Here is a 16,423-nt window from a genome sequence, read left to right as displayed (position 1 = left end):
AAGGAACCGAAATGAAGGTCGTGATCTTCTGCGGGGGCTACGGGCTGCGGATGCGCAGCGGTGTGGACTCCGCGCCGAAACCGATGATGACGATCGGCGACCGGCCGGTCCTGTGGCACGTGATGCGGTACTACGCGCACTTCGGCCACACCGAGTTCATCCTCTGCCTGGGCTTCGGGGGGTCCGCGGTCAAGGAGTACTTCCTGCGCTACGAGGAGACGGTCTCCAACGACTTCGTGATGACGAAGGGCGGGCAGCGGATCGAGCTGCTCGACTCCGACATCAGCGAGTGGAAGATCACCTTCGTCGACACCGGCATCGACACCAGCATCGGTGAGCGGCTGCGCCGGGTCCGGCCGTACCTCGAGGACGACGACGCGTTCCTGGCGAACTACGGCGACGTGCTCACCGACGCGCCGATGGACAAGATCGTCGACCACGTGATGACCAGCGACATCACCGCCAGCCTGCTCGCGGTCCCGCCGCAGGCGTCGTTCCACGTCGTCGAGTTCGGCGCCGACTCCCGGATCACCGGGCTGCGCTCGGCGGCCGACCTGAACGTCTGGATCAACGGCGGGTACTTCGTGATCAAGAAGGACATCTTCGACGTCCTGCACGAGGACGAGGACCTGGTCGGCGACGCGTTCCCGCGGCTGGCCGCGATGAGCAAGCTGGAGGCGATCCCGCACCACGGGTTCTGGGCGCCGATGGACACGCTCAAGGAGCGCAGTCAACTGGAGGAGCTGTACCGGTCCGGCAAGAAGCCGTGGGCGCTGTGGAGCCACGAGAACCGCGGACCGCACGGCCGGGTGCTGGACAAGGGCCCGACCGTGGTGGCGATCTGATGCTCCCGTTCCAGCTCGGCCTGATCGACGGGCCGGTCCACCTGGTCGCCCTCGGCGCGCACCCGGACGACATCGAGATCGGCTGCGGCGGCACGCTGCTGAAGCTCGCCGAGTCGGTGCCGGAGCTGACCGCCGAGTTCGTGATCGCGACCGGTACGCCGCTGCGCCTGGAGGAGGCCCGCCGCGCGGCCGAGCTGTTCCTGCCCGACTGCGAGGTCACCGTGACGTCGGCCGAGCTGCCCGACGGCCGGCTGCCGGCGCACTGGGACCGGACCAAGGAGTTGCTGGAGGCAACGGCCCGGGGGAGCCGCCGCCCGGATCTGGTGCTCGCCCCGAGCCGCACCGACGCGCACCAGGACCACCGGCTGATCGCCGAGCTGGCGCCGACGGTGTGGCGCAACCACCTGGTGCTGCACTACGAGATCCCCAAGTGGGACGGCGACTTCGCCCGGCCGTGGCTGTACGTCGAGCTCACCGAGGAGCAGCTGCGCGACAAGATCGCGCTGCTGCACAAGGCGTACCCGTCCCAGGTCCCGCACGACTGGTTCGACGAAGAGGTGTTCGCCGGGCTGGCCAGGTTGCGGGGCATGGAGTGCCGGGCGCCGTACGCCGAGGCCTTCACCACGGCCAAAGCCACGCTGACATGGTGACCGAGGGGACTCTGTTGACTTCAAAGGCGGAAGTGAGCTTCGAGTGTCGTGGGTGCGCCGGGACGAACGCCGTACCGGTCGTGGATCTCGGTCCGCAGCCGTGCGCCGACTACTTCCCGGCCGCGGACGCGCCCGGCCCCGATCCGCGGTGGCCGCTCGCGCTGTGGCTGTGCCGGGAGTGCACGCTGGTGCAGCTCGGTCCGGTCGAGGCGCAGCTGGCCGAGGAGCCGCTGGCCGTCGAGTCCGCGACGAGCATCGCGCACGCGGAGCAGTCGGTGAAGGAGATCCTGGCCGAGCACCCCGAGCTGCACCACGGCGCCGTCTTCGAGTTCGGCAGCCCGCACGGGGGCTCCTGGCTGGATCACCTCACCGCCGCGGGCTGCCGGGTCGCGGGCGACGGCGAGCGGGCCGAGCTGGTGATCGACGTCCACGGGATCGTGCACGAGCCGCGGTACGGCGAGATGCTGAAGCTGCGGGCGGAGCGGCTCGCGCCGGGCGGGCTGCTGGTGATGGAGTTCCACCACCTGCTGCCGTTGTTCATCGGGAACCAGTTCGACACGATCCGCCACGGGCACTGGGTGTACGTCTCGCTGCGCGCACTGCGGAACCTCGCCGCGCGGCACGGCCTCGCGGTCGAGTCGGTCCGGCAGGTCGACATGTACGGCGGCAGCCTGATGGTGATGCTGCGGCACACTGCGGACGCGAAGCCGGACGCCTCGGTGGACGTCGTACTGGAGGACGAGGACGCGGCGGGCATCGCGGACGAGGTCCAGCTCGGCAGCCTGCAGGAGGCGGCGTGGCACGCCGCGGGCGCGCTGCACGACGAGCTGACCCGGCACAAGGCCGCCGGCCGCACGGTGCTCGGGTACGGCGCACCGTCGAAGGCGCCTGTGCTGCTCGACCTGAGCAAGGTGACGACCGACCTGCTGCCGTTCACTGTCGACCTCGCGCCGGGCAAGCACGGCCGCCGGATCCCCGGTGGCTGCCTGGTCCCGATCCGACCGGTCGAGGAGCTCAGGGCCGCCCGGCCGGACGTCGTCCTCGTCCTCACCTGGGACATCGCCGACGAGATCATCACCCAGCTGGAGGCCGACGGCGGCTGGGGTACGACGTACCTCGTCCCGCTGCCCGAACCGCACGAGAGGGGGCGCTGACATATGGAGGTCATCGAGGTCGCGGGGATCGCCGGAGCACTGCTGTTCCGGCCGGCCCCGCACCGGGACGAGCGCGGGTTCTTCTCGCGCACCTACGACCGGGACGTGATCGCGAAGGCCGGGCTCGACCCGGACGCGTTCGTCCAGGACAGCATCTCGCGGTCGCGGCGCGGCGTCGTCCGCGGCATGCACACCCGGTCCGGGAAGGGCGAGGCCAAGCTGGTGCGTTGCTCGTACGGCGCGGTGTTCGACGTCGTCGTCGACCTCCGCCCGGACTCGCCGACGTACCGGAACCGGGAGACGTTCGACCTGACCGGCGACAACCAGGTGACCGTGTACGTGCCGGCCGGCTGCGCGCACGGGTTCCAGGCGCTCACCGAGCCCGCCGACGTCTCGTACCGCATCGATCGCGCGCACGACCCGTCCGAGGACGTGGCGATCCGGTTCGACGACCCGGACCTGGACATCCCCTGGCCGCTGCCGGTGACGCTGATGTCCGAGCGGGACAAGGCGGCGGCCTCGCTCGCGCTGGCCACTGCGAGGCTGACATGAACTTCGAGAAATCCGTCGTCGCCAACAAGCGGCTGCACGACCTGATCCCCGGCGGTGCGCACACCTACGCCAAGGGCGAGGACCAGTTCCCCGAGGACATGGCCCCGGTGATCGACCGCGGTGACGGCGCGCACGTCTGGGACGTCGACGGCAACGAGTACGTCGAGTACGGCTCCGGCCTGCGCTCGGTGAGTCTCGGGCACCGGCACCCGAAGGTGCTCGAGGCGGTCCGCCGCGAGCTCGACCGCGGCAGCAACTTCGTCCGGCCGAGCATCCTCGAGCTCGAGGCCGCCGAGCGCTTCCTCGCCACGGTGCCGACGGCCGAGATGGTGAAGTTCGCGAAGAACGGGTCCGACGCGACCACGGCCGCCGTCAAGCTGGCCCGCGCCGTCACCGGCCGGCCGTTGGTTGCCCTGTGCACCGATCACGCGTTCTTCTCGATCGACGACTGGTTCATCACCCGGACCCCGATGGCGGCCGGCATCCCTGCGGAGATCGGCGAGCTCACCGTCGGCTTCCCGTACGGCGACCTGGCCGCGACCGAGGCATTGTTCCAGCAGCACGACGGCCGGATCGCCTGCCTGATCCTGGAGGCGGTGACCCAGCAGGAGCCGCCCGCCGGCTACCTCGAAGGCCTGCGCGACCTCGCGCACCGCTACGGCGCGCTGCTGATCTTCGACGAGATGATCACCGGATTCCGGCTCTCCGAAGCCGGCGCCCAGGGCCTGTACGGCGTGACGCCCGACCTCTCGACCTTCGGCAAGGCGCTCGGCAACGGGTTCGCGGTGTCAGCCCTGGCCGGCAAGCGCGAGTACCTGGAGCGCGGCGGGTTGCGGAACGCCGACGAGCGGGTCTTCCTGCTGTCGACGACCCACGGCGCCGAGACGCACGCGCTGGCGGCCGCGGTCGCGGTGATGGACGTGTACGCCGAGGAAGACATCGCCGCGCGGCTGCACGAGCGGGGCGAGCGGCTGACCCGGGGCGTCCGGGAGGTCGCCGCCGCGGCCGGGGTCCAGGACCACGTGGTCGTCCGCGGCCGCCCGAGCAACCTGGTGTTCGCGACCCTCGACGAGGATCTGCGGCCGTCGCAGCCGTACCGCACGCTGTTCCTCCGCGAGCTGATCCTCGGCGGCGTGATCGGCCCGTCGTTCGTGGTCAGCAGCGCCCTCACGGACGCGGACATCGACCACACCGTCGAGGTCGTGGCCCGGGCCTGCCGGGTCTACCGCCAGGCCCTCGACTCCGGGAACGTCGAGGCCTTCCTCGGCGGCCGCCCGGTCAAACCCGTCTTCCGACGGTTCGTCTAGGAGGAACCACGATGACCAGGCTGAGCATCGGACTGCCCGTCTACAACGGTGCGGACTACCTGCGTCCCGCCCTCGACGCGGTGCTCGGGCAGACCTACGAGGACTTCGAGCTGGTGATCTCCAGCAACGCCTCGACCGACGCCACCGACGACATCTGCCGCGAGTACGCCGCCCGCGACCCGCGGATCCGGTTCTACCGCCAGGAGCGGAACATCGGCGCCGCCCCGAACCACGACTACGTCTTCCGGCAGAGCCGGACCGAACTGTTCAAGTGGGCCTCCGGCGACGACCTGTGGGGCCGCGACCTGGTCGCCCGTTGCGTGGAGTTGCTGGACCAGCACCCGGACGTGGTTCTCGCCCACACCTACACCGCGGCGATCGACGGCGAGGACAGGGTCATCCAGGCGCTGCCGTACCCGCTGCACACCGACGCCGACGCGGCGCCCGAGCGGCTGCGCAGCATGCTGTTCGACGGCGATCTGCCCGGCGCGATCCAGGCCGACGACTTCTACGGCGTGATGCGGGCCGACGTACTGCGAAAGGTGAAGCCGCACGGCAGCTTCTACCACGCGGACCAGGTGTTCATGGCCGAGATCGCGTTGCACGGACGCTTCCTGCAGGTGCCCGAGTGGCTGTACTTCCGCCGCCACCACGACGGCCGCGCACTGCAGGCCAACCCGACCATCAGCAGCTGGTCGCGCAACCTCGACCCGCGGCGCGCCAACAAGCTCGTCCACCCGCCGGCCCGGCTCGTCGCGGAGTACGTCCTCGGCTACTTCGCCGCTGTCCGCCGGGCACCCTTGACGACCGCTGAGCGGAAGGAATGCAACCGGCACATTCGCGGCTGGCTGGCGAGCCGGGTCACCCGGCGGCTGCCCGGCCGGTCCGGTCCACCGCCGATCGAGGACTTCGGCGCCGTCGACGCCTTGTCGGTGCGCGCCGTGGTGGCCGGCCAGGAAGGGAGTTGAGGTGGCGGATCACCCGCCGCGGGTCGGCCTGTTCGGACGGCTCGGTTCCGGCAACATCGGCAATGACGCGACCCTCGAGGCCGTGCTCGCCTACCTGAAGGCGGAGCGGCCCGATGCGGTGCTGGACAGCCTGTGTTCCGGACCGGAGCGGGTGACCGCGCGCTACGGTCTTCCGGCCGCTCAGCTCAATTGGCTGCACGGACCGCAGCGTCCCGTGCGATCGCGCTTGCTGCGCGTCGGCGTGACAGCCACGCGGATCGGGCTCGGCGTACTGATCGACTCCTGGCGGATTCCTGCCTGGGTGCGACGTCATGACGTGGTGATCGTTCCGGGAATGGGTGTCCTGGAGTCGAGTCTGCCGCAGCGGCCCTGGGAGCTGCCGTACTCGCAGTTCCTGATGTCGCTGGCCGGCAAGGTGTTCGGGACCAAGGTCGCGTTCGTCGGTTCGGGGGCGACGGTCGTCCGGCAACGCCTGACCGGCTGGCTGCTGGCGAAATCGGCCAAGCTCGCGTCCTACCGCTCCTTCCGCGACCAGGTGTCCCTGGACGCGGCCCGCCGGATGGGGATGGCCGGCGCCGACGATCAGGTCTATCCCGACCTCGTCTTCGCCCTGCCGTCGCCGCCCGGTAGGTCGCGAGCGACCGGTGCCGTCGGAGTCGGAGTGATGGCGTACTCCGGTGCGCCGGAGGAGCGGGACCGGGCCGAAGAGATCCAGGCGGAGTACACGAGTAAGCTGAGCGAATTCGTCCGCCGGTTGCTCGCCGACGGCCACCACGTCCGGCTGCTCATCGGTGACGAGGACGACGAGCCGGTCGCCCTCGAGATCCTCGCTGCGGCGCGGCAGACCTGGTCCCGGCCGGGCGAGCCACCGGTGGTGTACGAGTCGTTCTCGTCCGTCGACGAACTGATGGAGCAGCTCGGCACGGTCGAATCGGTGATCGGTACGCGGTACCACACCGTGCAGGTGGCACTGAAACTCGGCAAGCCCACGGTGGCGATCTGCTACGGCGACAAGCACGTCGCACTGATGGAGCTGATGGGTGTCGGCGACCGGATCCAGCAGATCCGCGACCTCGACGTCGATCTGCTCGAGCGGCAGCTCACCGCGCTCTGGACCGACCGCGACGAGATCACCCGGACGCTGGCCGAACGGAACCAGATCAACCGGGAGCGGCTCGAAGCACAGTTCGCCGAGCTGACCGCCGTACTCTTCGAGACCGAAACGCCGAGAAGCCGATGACCGGCAGGCATGCCGCGCTGGGGGCACAGCACGCCGCACCGAAGCCGCGCCACGGCGCGGGAATCCGTCGTCAGATCGCTCGCCGGCTCAGCTGGGGGATCGCCGACCAGGCGGTCTCCAGCCTGGGGAACTTCCTGCTCGGCGTGTTCGTGGCCAGGTTGCTCGGAGCCACCAGCCTCGGCGCGCTCGGGCTGGCCTTCGTGGCCTACGCGGTCGCGCTGAACTGCTCGCGGGCGCTGGCGACCGACGCCGTGATGGTCCGTTTCAGTGCCGCCGGCAAGGACAGCTGGCGGACCGCGGTCGCGGCCGCGACCGGTGTCGCGCTGCTGGTCGGGGCGGCCGGCGGCGCCGCCTGTGTGGCGGCCGGTCTGGTCTGGCGGTACCACTCGCCGGGCTCGGACGCCGCTGCGGCGTTCGTTGCGCTCGGCATCGTTCTGCCCGGGCTGATGCTGCAGGACAGTTGGCGCTCGGCCTTCTTCGCCGCGGGCGAGGGGGCCAAGACCTTCCTCAACGACAGCGTCTGGACGGTGCTGCTGATCGGCCTGCTGGCCCTGGGTGCTGCTGTCGACATCGGTGGCGGCATCACCTTCGCCATCCTGGTCTTCGGCGGAACGGCGACTGTGGCCGGACTGTTCGGTGCCTGGCAGGCACGCATCCTTCCGCGACCGGCCCACGCTCTCGGCTGGCTGAACAGCCACCGGGATCTCGGCACCCGTTTCCTGATCGAGAACGTCGTCCTCGGTGCGGGCGGTCAGATCAGGGCCCTCGTGGTCGCGGCGACCGGTGGTCTGGCGGCGGCCGGTGCGATCCGCGGTGCCGAGATGCTCATCGGCCCGGTGGCAGCGTTGCTGATGGGGGTCGGGCAGGTCGCCGTACCGGAGGCTGCGCGGGCGCTCGCCCGGGGGAGGCGGCCGCTCGCGCGACTTTGCCTCGCGCTGAGCGGTGGCTTGGCGCTGATGGGTGTGGCTTGGGGCCTGGTGGTGGTCGTGCTCTTCCCGTTCGGGCCCGGCGAGCTCCTGCTGGGTGCGGTGTGGCCGGACGCGCGAGCGCTGACCGTCGGTGTGATCGTCAGCTATGCGGCGGGATGTCTGCACGTCGGACCGTCCGCGGGACTGCGGGCACTCGGCCGCGCTGACCTGACCATGCAGTGTCAGTTGACGGTGACCGGACTGTTCGTGGCGCTGGCAGCGGTCGGCGCGATCCTGTTCGAAGCACAGGGTGCCGTCTGGGGTACGGCGATCGCGTCGGTGGCCGGCAGCTGGATCTGGTGGAGCCGGCTGCGGAAGGCGCAGCGATCGCATTTCGCGGATCAGGAAGAGGTCCTGGCGTGACCGAGATCGTCATCGCGACGTTGATGAAGTCGCACGGGCCGTCGGGGCTGCAGAGTCATGTCCGGACGTTCGACGATTACCTGCGGTCGGCGTCCGAGCCGGTGAGCATCGTCAGCCCGTTCTCGGCCCGCTCGCCGTTCGTGCTGCCGGTGTTCGCCGCGCGGGTCGGGATCCGCCGGTTCAACCGGCCGGCCGGTGTGTGGTGGCATCAGTACTGGCATGCCCACTACCTCGAGCACGCGCTGCGGCGGCACCTCGCTGCTCGGCCCGACGCCGTGGTGTACGCCCAGTGCCCGATCTCCGCGGCGGTTGCGCTGCGGGTCCGCACCACCCAGCCGGTGGTGATGGTGGCCCACCTCAACATCTCCCAGGCCGACGAGTGGGCCGACAAGGGAGAGATCCCGCGGTACGGCGCTCTCTTCCGGTCGATCCGGTCCTTCGAGCAGAGCGTGCTCGGTGAGCTCGACGGCATCGTCTACGTCTCCGGGTTCAACAGGACCGAGTTGGAGGACCGGATCCCGGCGCTGCGAGCTGTCCCGGGCGCCGTCGTGCCCAACCCGGTGCCGGACAGCGTGACAGCGGGGGAGCGGCCCGAGCAGGCGACGGATCTGATCACCGTGGGCGGCCTGGAACCGCGGAAGAACCACGCCTATCTGCTGAAGATCCTCGGTGCGGCCGCCGATCGCGGTCACCGCTATACGTTGTCGATCGTCGGCGACGGGCCGCAGCGCCAGTCGCTGAAGGCGCTGGCCGCCGAGTTGGGCATCACCAACCAGGTCAAGCTCCTCGGGTACCAACCGCAGCCGCGGCCGTTGATGCGGGAGCACCGGGTCTACTGCCACACCTCGACGATGGAGAGCTTCGGCATCGTGTTGGTGGAGGCCATGGCCGAAGGCCTGCCGGTGATCACCGGCGCCGTCGGTGGAGTACCTGACGTCGTGCAGCCCGGGACCGAGGGTCTCTTCTGGCCACTGGACGACGTCGAGTCGGCAGCCGGCGTACTGATCGAGCTCATGGAGGACCCGGCCCGGCGGGAGCGGATGGCGCTGGCCGCGCGGACCCGGTTCGAGCAGGAGTTCGCCGCCGACGTGGTCGGCCGGCGGCTGCTGACGTTTCTCCGGCAGACTCAGGGTCCGCACCGAGAGGCCGGCCGTCCGAGGGACGTGAAGGGGCGGCCTGTGGTGCGCCGTTGAGCAAAGCACACGATGACAGCGATCCCTTCCGTAGCAGCCTTTGTGAAGGTTCTCCACAAGGTTGGTGCCGGTCGTCGCTCGCGGCCTGCCCGCGTAGTACTGTTCGGTGACTCACCGCCGACGCGCGGGTTAACAAGGACGTACTGCGCACTGCGACGGACACTGGTAGTGACCGGGCAGTTGCGGGAGGGAACGAGGGGCCGCTGTGAGCGGAGCAGAAGCGCCGGACGCTGTGGACAGCCGTCGGCCGCTCTGGGTCGTCCCGCACGAGGTCCCGGCGATCGTTCCGCTGCCGTCGCGCTCGACCGAGCCGCGCTGGGTCGGGGTGTACCGGTGGGCCGCCGTGGGCGGCGACCTGCTCGCCGCGATGCTCGGCGTGTCCGTCGCGCTGCTGACCCGGTTCGGGTACCACGTCGGCTCCAGCTACCTCGTGGTGAGCAGCTTGCTGCCGCTCGCCTGGGTGGCCGTGGTCGCGCTCTCCAAGGGGTACGACCCGCGGTTCTTCGGCGCCGGGCCGGACGAGTTCCGCTCGCTGATGCGCGCCGGTGTCGGGCTCACCGCGGCCGTCGCGATGACGTCGTACGTGACCAAGGCCGAGATCGCCCGCGGCTTCGTGGTGCTGGCGATCCCGGTGCTGGTTGTCGCCGCCTTGCTGCTGCGGTATGCGCTGCGCAAGGACCTGCACCGGCACCGGGTCAGGGGCCGCTGCATGCATCGGGTGCTCGTGGTCGGGCGCAGCGGTCCGGCCGCGACGCTGTGTGAGCACCTGGAGAGCCGCCCGACCGACGGGTACCGCGTGGTGGCGACCTGCCGTCCGCGCGGCGAGTCCGGTGAACTGGAGACGCTGGACGAGCCCGACATTCTCGCCGCCGCCGACCGGCACGCGGTCGAGGTGGTCGCGATCGCGACCGACCCGGAGCTGGCCGGCCAGTCGCTGCGCCGGCTCTCCTGGGCGCTCGAGCAGCGCGGCATCGAGCTGATCGTGTCGCCGGGCATCATCGAGGTCGCCGGCCCGCGGATCTCCGTCCGCCCGGTCGCCGGCCTGTCCCTGCTGCACCTGGAGCGGCCGTCGGTCAGCGGCGGGCCGCACCTGATGAAAGCTGTCTTCGACCGGGTCGTCGCGCTCGGCATCGTCGCCGTACTCTCGCCGCTGCTGATCGGCCTCGCGGTGGCGGTGAAGCTGTCCAGCCCCGGTCCGGTCCTGTTCCGGCAGCAGCGCGTCGGCCGGGCCGGTGTCGAGTTCACGATGCTGAAGTTCCGCAGCATGTACGTCGACGCGGAGCAGCGGCTCAGCGACCTGTACGCGCTCAGCGACGGCAACGGCGTGATCTTCAAGATGCGCAACGACCCGCGGATGACACCGCTCGGCCGGTGGATCCGGCGGTTCTCGCTGGACGAGCTGCCGCAGCTGTTCAACGTGCTGCGCGGCGACATGTCGCTGGTCGGTCCGCGGCCGCCGCTGGCCGAGGAGGTCGCGCTGTACGCCGCGGACGACTCGCGGCGGATGCTGGTGAAACCCGGTATGACCGGGCTGTGGCAGGTCAGCGGCCGCAGCGATCTGTCCTGGGACGAGTCCGTGCGCCTCGACCTGCGGTACGTCGACAACTGGTCGATGACCCTGGACCTGCTGATCCTCTGGAAGACCGTGCGCGCGGTGATCTACGGCGCGGGAGCGTATTGATGCAGTTCGAGCTCGACCCTCATGCACCGGTGTACGTCGCGGGTCACCGCGGTCTCGTCGGGTCCGCGATCTGGCGCCGCCTGGACGCTGCCGGGTTCACCCAGCTGATCGGCGCGTCGTCGGCGGAGCTGGACCTGCGCGACCGCGCGGCGACGTTCGCGTTCCTGCGGGAGCACCGGCCGTCCGTGGTGATCGACGCCGCGGCCCGCGTCGGCGGCATCCTGGCGAACCGCGACCACCCGACCGAGTTCCTCAGCGACAACCTGCGGATCCAGGTGAACCTGATGGACGCGGCGCTCGAGGTGCGCACGCCGCGGCTGTTGTTCCTCGGCTCGTCGTGCATCTACCCGAAGTACGCCGACCAGCCGATCCGCGAGTCCAGCCTGCTGACCGGCGAGCTCGAGCCGACCAACGACGCCTACGCGATCGCCAAGATCGCCGGCATCATGCAGGTGCAGGCGGTCCGCCGGCAGTACGGGCTGCGCTGGATCTCGGCGATGCCGACCAACCTGTACGGCCCGCACGACAACTTCGACCCGACCTCGTCGCATGTGCTGCCGGCCCTGATCCGCCGGTTCCACGAGGCCCGTACGGCGGATGCGCCGGAGGTCGTGCTCTGGGGGAGCGGTACGCCGCGGCGCGAGTTCCTGCACGTCGACGACCTCGCCGACGCGTGCGTGCACCTGCTGGAGCACTACGACGAGCCGGAGCCGATCAACGTCGGCGTCGGCGCCGACGTGACGATCCGCGAGCTGGCCGAGCTGGTCGCCCGGGTCGTCGGCTACACCGGTGCGCTGAGCAACGACCTGTCCAAACCGGACGGCACCCCGCGCAAGCTGCTCGACGTGAGCCGGCTGCAGGCGCTGGGCTGGAAGCCGTCGATCTCCCTCGAAGACGGTGTGGCCGCCACCTACGCCTGGTACCAGGAGCACGTGGCATGAAGAAGGCCAATAAAAAGGCACTGATCACCGGCATCACCGGTCAGGACGGTTCGTACCTGGCCGAGTTGCTGCTGTCCAAGGGCTACGAGGTGCACGGCCTGATCCGCCGCGCCTCGACGTTCAACACCAAGCGGATCGACCACCTCTACGAGGACCCGCACGAGCCGGACAAGCGGTTGTTCCTGCACTACGGCGACCTCACCGACGGGTCGCGGCTGGTGACGCTGCTGGCGTCGATCCAGCCGGCCGAGGTGTACCACCTGGCCGCGCAGTCGCACGTCCGGGTCAGCTTCGACGAGCCGGAGTACACCGGCGACACGACCGGCATGGGGACGACGCGGTTGCTCGAGGCGATCCGGATGATCGGGCTGGACTGCCGGTTCTACCAGGCGTCCTCGTCGGAGATGTTCGGCGCGACGCCCCCGCCGCAGAACGAGGAGACCCCGTTCTACCCGCGGTCGCCGTACGGCGCCGCGAAGCTGTACGGCTACTGGATGACCCGGAACTACCGCGAGGCGTACGACATGTTCGCGGTGAACGGGATCCTGTTCAACCACGAGTCCCCGCGCCGCGGCGAGACCTTCGTGACCCGGAAGATCACCCGGGCGGTCGCGGCGATCAAGACCGGCCGCCAGGACCGGTTGTACCTGGGCAACCTGGACGCGTGCCGGGACTGGGGCTACGCCCCGGAGTACGTCGAGGGCATGTGGCGGATGCTGCAGCACGACACCCCCGCGGACTACGTGATCGCGACCGGTACGTCGTACTCCGTCCGCGACTTCGTCCGGCTGTCCTTCGCGCACGTCGGGCTGGACTGGGAGCAGTACGTCGACCACGACCAGCGGTACGAGCGCCCGACCGAGGTCGACTCGCTGATCGGCGACGCGTCCAAGGCCGCCGTCGAGCTCGGCTGGAAGGCGCAGGTGCACGTGCCCGAACTGGTCCGGATCATGGTCGACGCCGATCTCGCGCTGCTGACGGGGGAGGACGCATGAGCCGGGTGGACGTCCTCGGGATCCACGTCAGCATCACCAACCTGGACCGGACGGTCGAGACGTTCGCGCGCTGGATCGACGACGGCGAGCGGCAACTGGTCTGTGTGTCGGACATGAACGCGCTGCTGCACGCCCGCGCCGACGGCCGGCTGACCGAGGTGTACAACACGTCCGGGCTGACGGTGCCGGACGGGATGCCGCTGGTGTGGGCCGGTCGGCGCGCCGGGTTCGAGGAGATGGACCGGGTCGCGGGCCCGGACCTGCTCGAGCGGGTGCTCGCGGAGGCGGCCGAGCGCGGCTGGACGCAGTACTTCTACGGCGGCGCCGAGGGCGTGGCGGAGGAGTTGCGCGCGCGGTTCCAGGAGCGGCATCCGGCGTTGAAGGTCGTCGGCGTCGAGTGCCCGCCGTACCGCGCGCTGACCGCGGCCGAGGACGCGGAGACCGTGGCCCGGATGAACGAGGCGCGGCCGGACATCGTCTGGATCGGGCTCGGCGCGCCGAAGCAGGAGCGCTGGATGGCCGACCACCGCGACCGGCTGAACGCGACGATCCTGATCGGCGTCGGCGCGGCGTTCGACTTCCACACCGGCCGGCTGGACCGCGCGCCGCTGTGGATGCAGCGCGCCGGGCTCGAGTGGAGCTACCGGCTCTACAAGGAGCCGCGCCGGCTCTGGAAGCGGTACGTCCTCGGCATCCCGCGTTTCCTGCTGGGCGTTCTCCGGCAGCCGCCGCGCGCACTCTAGGCGGTGTCGTCTAGGTTGAGGCGGTGAAGTTCCGGCGGCCGAAGTTGCGTCGGCTGGCCGGGCCGGCCGGTCGCGCCGGTTGGGGTTTGGCCGACCAGGCGCTGTCGAGCCTCAGCAACCTCGCGGTCGGGGTGGTGGTGGCGCGGTCGAGCACGGTCGCGGACTTCGGCGTGTACGCGCTGGCGTTCGGCGGCTACACGATCGCGCTCAACGTCTCGCGGGCCGTCGCCACGGAGCCACTCGCGGTACGGCACTCGGGCGACCGGACGCCGGACTGGCAACGGGCGGTCCGGGCGAGTACGGCGACCGCGGTCTTCTGCGGGCTGCTCGCGATGGTGGTAGGGCTGGCGATCGTCGCGTTTCCGGGCGTACCGTCGCGGGGCGTGCTGGTCGCCTTCGCGGTGACGATGCCGGGCCTGCTGCTCCAGGACGCCTGGCGGTGGGCGTTCTTCGTCGTCGGCGAAGGGCAGAAGGCGTTCGTCAACGACCTGATCTGGTTGCTCGCGATGCTAGCGATCTTCGGCGGCCTCTACCTCACCGGTACGGCGTCGGCAGTCACGCTGACGTTCGCGTGGGGGCTCGGCGCGGTGATCGCGGCGATCGCGGGCCGCTTCCAGGCCGGTGTCGCGCCGCGGCGGCAGCTGATCCGCGAGTGGGTACGGCGGAACTGGGACCTGAGCCCGAAGTACGTGGGGGAGATGCTCGCGGTCTCCGGCACCATCCAGGTCTACATGCTCGGCATCACCGCGGCCGCCGGCCTGGCCGCGACCGCGGGCATCCGCGGCGCCCAGGTACTCCTCGGCCCGGTCAACGTGCTGAACCAGGGCATCCGGATGATCTCGGTGCCCGAGGCAGCGCGCGCCTTGAAGCACTCTTACCGCCGCCTGTGGCTGGTCGGCCTGGCGATCTCGCTGGGCGTCGGCGCGGGGGCGCTGGCGTGGGGCGCTGTCTTCCTCCTGCTCCCATCGGTCGTCGGCCGCGAACTGCTCGGTCCGGGCGTCTGGACCCAGGCCCGCAACGTGCTCATTCCCGTCATTCTGCTGCAGGCCCTGGGCGCCTCGAACGCCGGCGCGTTCGCCATTCTGCGCGCCCTCACTGCCACCACCCGAGGCCTGCGCGTCCGCCTCGTCTCGTCCGTCGTCCTCATCACCTGCGGCATCACCGGCGCCTACCTCTGGGGCCCGAAGGGCGCCGCCTGGGGCCTGGCCGGGGCCTCGTTCGCGACCCTGCTGCTGTGGTGGAACGAGGCACACCGAGCCATCGCCGCCCACCGCCGCGTCAGCGGACAGTGACGGTCGCGTAGCCTCCTCGGACGACGTGTGTCCCGTCAGTGACCTCGATGCGGTACGCCTGCGTGGTCCTGGTCGGCGCGGTGGTGTCCGTGAGCGTGACCGTCGGACGGGACCAGAACGCGGAGCTGACCCTCGTGACCGCGACGACCGTGTTGGTCGATCCGCGAAGCAGGCGATAGGTGAGCCGGATGTCGTCGTTGTCCAAGGAGGCCTGAACCGTCGCCTTCACCTGACCGATCGCCGGACGCGACAACGTCGGCACCGGTGGCGTGGAGGGCCGGGCGCCGGGCCCGAGATTCGTGAACCGGGTCAGGCCTTGCTGCCCGACGCCGTTCACCTTCGTGAAGTCGCCGCCGATCCACAGATCGCCGCCGCCGGTGGCCGACACCAGGGGACCGACCGACGTCGGCGGCCCGGCGTTCGTGTTCGGGAACCACGGCCCGAGCGTCCCGTTCGCCGGATTCTGCAGCAGCAGGAAGCGTGTTCCGCTGCCGTCCGAGAAGGTGCCGGGACAACTGTGCGCGTGCGACCCCTTGAACAACCACCCGTTCACCATGGTGATCGCCTCGGTCGCGCCCAGGCAGTTGCTCTTCCACACCAGGTTGCCGGTGGCAACATCGGCCGCCCACGTCCCGTCGAAGCATCCCCAGCCGTCCCCGGCGTTGGCGAAGTACACCCGGCTACCGGACGTCTCGATGTCCTTCACCCGCGACGTGCACCCGCTCGACGGCGACGGCACGGCGGACGCGGCGGCGAACGGCAGCAGGGCGCCGGTCGAGTTGTTGACGGCGGCAACCGCCCAGCGATTCGTCCCGCGGACCGTGCCGAACGTCCCGCCCAGGTAGACCTTCGAGTTGTCGTCGGCCGCGTCGATCGCGTAGACATCGTTGTCCGCGTTCGGGTTCCACGGCAGCAGTGCGCCGTTGACCGTACTGATCGCCGCCGCGCGGTTGCGGGTCACGCCGTTCACGAGCCCGAAGGACCCACCGAAGTACAAGCTGCTGCCGCCGATGGCGAGCGCTTTCACCCGGTACGACACCACCGGCGCGATGGTCGCCACCAGCGCGCCGGTGGTGGTGTCGAAGGCGGCGATCCGGTTCCGGATCTGGCCGTCGACGCGGGTGAAGTCACCGCCGACGTACACCCTGGAGCCGTCGGCCGACGCCGCGATCGCCCAGACGATCCCGTTCAGGACATGGTTCCAGGAGTCGAGCGCACCGGTGCTCTGGCTGAACCTGGCCAGGTAGGTCCGGCCGACCTCCTTGGTCCCGGCCGCCGCTCCCGGCGGACGCACCTTCAGGAACCGGCCTCCGACGTACACCTTGCCCTTGGCAACCGCGAGGCCGAGCACGCTCGCGTCGGTCTGCCACGCCGTCGCGGCGACAGCGGTCAGGCTCGCCCCGGTGCCGACCGCGGGCGGCGCCGGCACCACCGCCCCCAGTACGAGCCCACCGATGCCCAACGCGACAAAGAGTCTTGTCCCCATGATCGATCCCCCCAGTCACCAAGCTACGACTGAGGGTTTCGATCG

Annotated in this window: 15 protein-coding genes; 14 read left to right on the top strand and 1 reads right to left on the bottom strand. The window is 70.3% G+C overall.

Annotated elements, in window-relative coordinates; genetic code table 11:
* Window positions 1-11 precede the first annotated feature (11 nt).
* From ABN611_RS38355 to ABN611_RS38290, 14 genes are all read left to right on the top strand, one after another.
* Complete coding sequence (locus tag ABN611_RS38355; RefSeq protein WP_350277214.1) at window positions 12-845, top strand: glucose-1-phosphate cytidylyltransferase; 834 nt, start codon at window positions 12-14, stop codon at window positions 843-845.
* The gene (locus ABN611_RS38350; protein WP_350277213.1) at window positions 845-1,495 is read left to right on the top strand and encodes a PIG-L family deacetylase; all 651 of its coding nucleotides are present in this window, start codon (window positions 845-847) and stop codon (window positions 1,493-1,495) included. Before ABN611_RS38355 ends, ABN611_RS38350 begins: the two co-directional genes overlap by 1 nt.
* 14 nt (window positions 1,496-1,509) lie before the next feature.
* Entirely contained in the window at window positions 1,510-2,649 is a 1,140-nt protein-coding gene (locus tag ABN611_RS38345) for a class I SAM-dependent methyltransferase (RefSeq protein ID WP_350277212.1), read from the top strand.
* Window positions 2,650-2,652: 3 nt separating this feature from the next.
* Window positions 2,653-3,201 (top strand): dTDP-4-dehydrorhamnose 3,5-epimerase family protein, encoded by a 549-nt coding sequence (locus ABN611_RS38340; RefSeq protein ID WP_350277211.1) that lies wholly within the window; start codon window positions 2,653-2,655, stop codon window positions 3,199-3,201.
* Window positions 3,198-4,508, top strand: a complete 1,311-nt coding sequence (locus ABN611_RS38335) for a glutamate-1-semialdehyde 2,1-aminomutase (protein ID WP_350277210.1) — start codon at window positions 3,198-3,200, stop codon at window positions 4,506-4,508. The genes ABN611_RS38340 and ABN611_RS38335 overlap by 4 nt, the downstream gene beginning before the upstream one ends.
* Window positions 4,509-4,519: 11 nt before the next feature.
* On the top strand, window positions 4,520-5,476 hold the full coding sequence (locus tag ABN611_RS38330) for a glycosyltransferase family A protein (protein WP_350277209.1): 957 nt from the start codon (window positions 4,520-4,522) through the stop codon (window positions 5,474-5,476).
* A gap of 1 nt (window position 5,477) precedes the next feature.
* Window positions 5,478-6,716, top strand: coding sequence for a polysaccharide pyruvyl transferase family protein (locus tag ABN611_RS38325; RefSeq protein WP_350277208.1), 1,239 nt, complete (start codon window positions 5,478-5,480; stop codon window positions 6,714-6,716).
* On the top strand, window positions 6,713-8,047 hold the full coding sequence (locus tag ABN611_RS38320; RefSeq protein ID WP_350277207.1) for a hypothetical protein: 1,335 nt from the start codon (window positions 6,713-6,715) through the stop codon (window positions 8,045-8,047). Before ABN611_RS38325 ends, ABN611_RS38320 begins: the two co-directional genes overlap by 4 nt.
* Window positions 8,044-9,240: a glycosyltransferase family 4 protein gene (locus tag ABN611_RS38315; protein ID WP_350277206.1), complete on the top strand. Its 1,197-nt coding sequence runs from the start codon at window positions 8,044-8,046 to the stop codon at window positions 9,238-9,240. The genes ABN611_RS38320 and ABN611_RS38315 overlap by 4 nt, the downstream gene beginning before the upstream one ends.
* 205 nt (window positions 9,241-9,445) lie before the next feature.
* Window positions 9,446-10,921, top strand: a complete 1,476-nt coding sequence (locus tag ABN611_RS38310) for a sugar transferase (protein WP_350277205.1) — start codon at window positions 9,446-9,448, stop codon at window positions 10,919-10,921.
* Window positions 10,921-11,862 (top strand): GDP-L-fucose synthase, encoded by a 942-nt coding sequence (locus ABN611_RS38305; RefSeq protein ID WP_350277204.1) that lies wholly within the window; start codon window positions 10,921-10,923, stop codon window positions 11,860-11,862. Before ABN611_RS38310 ends, ABN611_RS38305 begins: the two co-directional genes overlap by 1 nt.
* Window positions 11,859-12,857, top strand: coding sequence for a GDP-mannose 4,6-dehydratase (gmd, locus tag ABN611_RS38300; protein WP_350277203.1), 999 nt, complete (start codon window positions 11,859-11,861; stop codon window positions 12,855-12,857). The genes ABN611_RS38305 and gmd overlap by 4 nt, the downstream gene beginning before the upstream one ends.
* Window positions 12,854-13,600: a WecB/TagA/CpsF family glycosyltransferase gene (locus tag ABN611_RS38295; RefSeq protein ID WP_350277202.1), complete on the top strand. Its 747-nt coding sequence runs from the start codon at window positions 12,854-12,856 to the stop codon at window positions 13,598-13,600. Before gmd ends, ABN611_RS38295 begins: the two co-directional genes overlap by 4 nt.
* A gap of 23 nt (window positions 13,601-13,623) precedes the next feature.
* The gene (locus ABN611_RS38290; protein WP_350277201.1) at window positions 13,624-14,892 is read left to right on the top strand and encodes a hypothetical protein; all 1,269 of its coding nucleotides are present in this window, start codon (window positions 13,624-13,626) and stop codon (window positions 14,890-14,892) included.
* Here ABN611_RS38290 and ABN611_RS38285 read toward each other — a convergent pair.
* Complete coding sequence (locus ABN611_RS38285; protein WP_350277200.1) at window positions 14,879-16,378, bottom strand: fibronectin type III domain-containing protein; 1,500 nt, start codon at window positions 16,376-16,378, stop codon at window positions 14,879-14,881. The genes ABN611_RS38290 and ABN611_RS38285 overlap by 14 nt on opposite strands.
* Between the last annotated feature and the right edge of the window lie 45 nt (window positions 16,379-16,423).

Origin of the sequence: Kribbella sp. HUAS MG21 (assembly GCF_040254265.1) — a bacterium.
Lineage (GTDB): Bacteria > Actinomycetota > Actinomycetes > Propionibacteriales > Kribbellaceae > Kribbella.
The sequence above is the reverse complement of the archived record's forward strand: the minus strand, read 5'-3'. Positions and strand labels throughout refer to the sequence as shown.

Bases quoted from the DNA above. Each gene is read 5' to 3' on its own strand.
- ABN611_RS38355 (WP_350277214.1), top strand. From the start codon at position 12: ATGAAGGTCGTGATCTTCTGCGGGGGCTACGGGCTGCGGATGCGCAGC.
- ABN611_RS38350 (WP_350277213.1), top strand. From the start codon at position 845: ATGCTCCCGTTCCAGCTCGGCCTGATCGACGGGCCGGTCCACCTGGTC.
- ABN611_RS38340 (WP_350277211.1), top strand. From the start codon at position 2,653: ATGGAGGTCATCGAGGTCGCGGGGATCGCCGGAGCACTGCTGTTCCGG.
- ABN611_RS38335 (WP_350277210.1), top strand. From the start codon at position 3,198: ATGAACTTCGAGAAATCCGTCGTCGCCAACAAGCGGCTGCACGACCTG.
- ABN611_RS38330 (WP_350277209.1), top strand. From the start codon at position 4,520: ATGACCAGGCTGAGCATCGGACTGCCCGTCTACAACGGTGCGGACTAC.
- ABN611_RS38320 (WP_350277207.1), top strand. From the start codon at position 6,713: ATGACCGGCAGGCATGCCGCGCTGGGGGCACAGCACGCCGCACCGAAG.
- ABN611_RS38305 (WP_350277204.1), top strand. From the start codon at position 10,921: ATGCAGTTCGAGCTCGACCCTCATGCACCGGTGTACGTCGCGGGTCAC.
- gmd (WP_350277203.1), top strand. From the start codon at position 11,859: ATGAAGAAGGCCAATAAAAAGGCACTGATCACCGGCATCACCGGTCAG.
- ABN611_RS38295 (WP_350277202.1), top strand. From the start codon at position 12,854: ATGAGCCGGGTGGACGTCCTCGGGATCCACGTCAGCATCACCAACCTG.
- ABN611_RS38285 (WP_350277200.1), bottom strand. From the start codon at position 16,378: ATGGGGACAAGACTCTTTGTCGCGTTGGGCATCGGTGGGCTCGTACTG.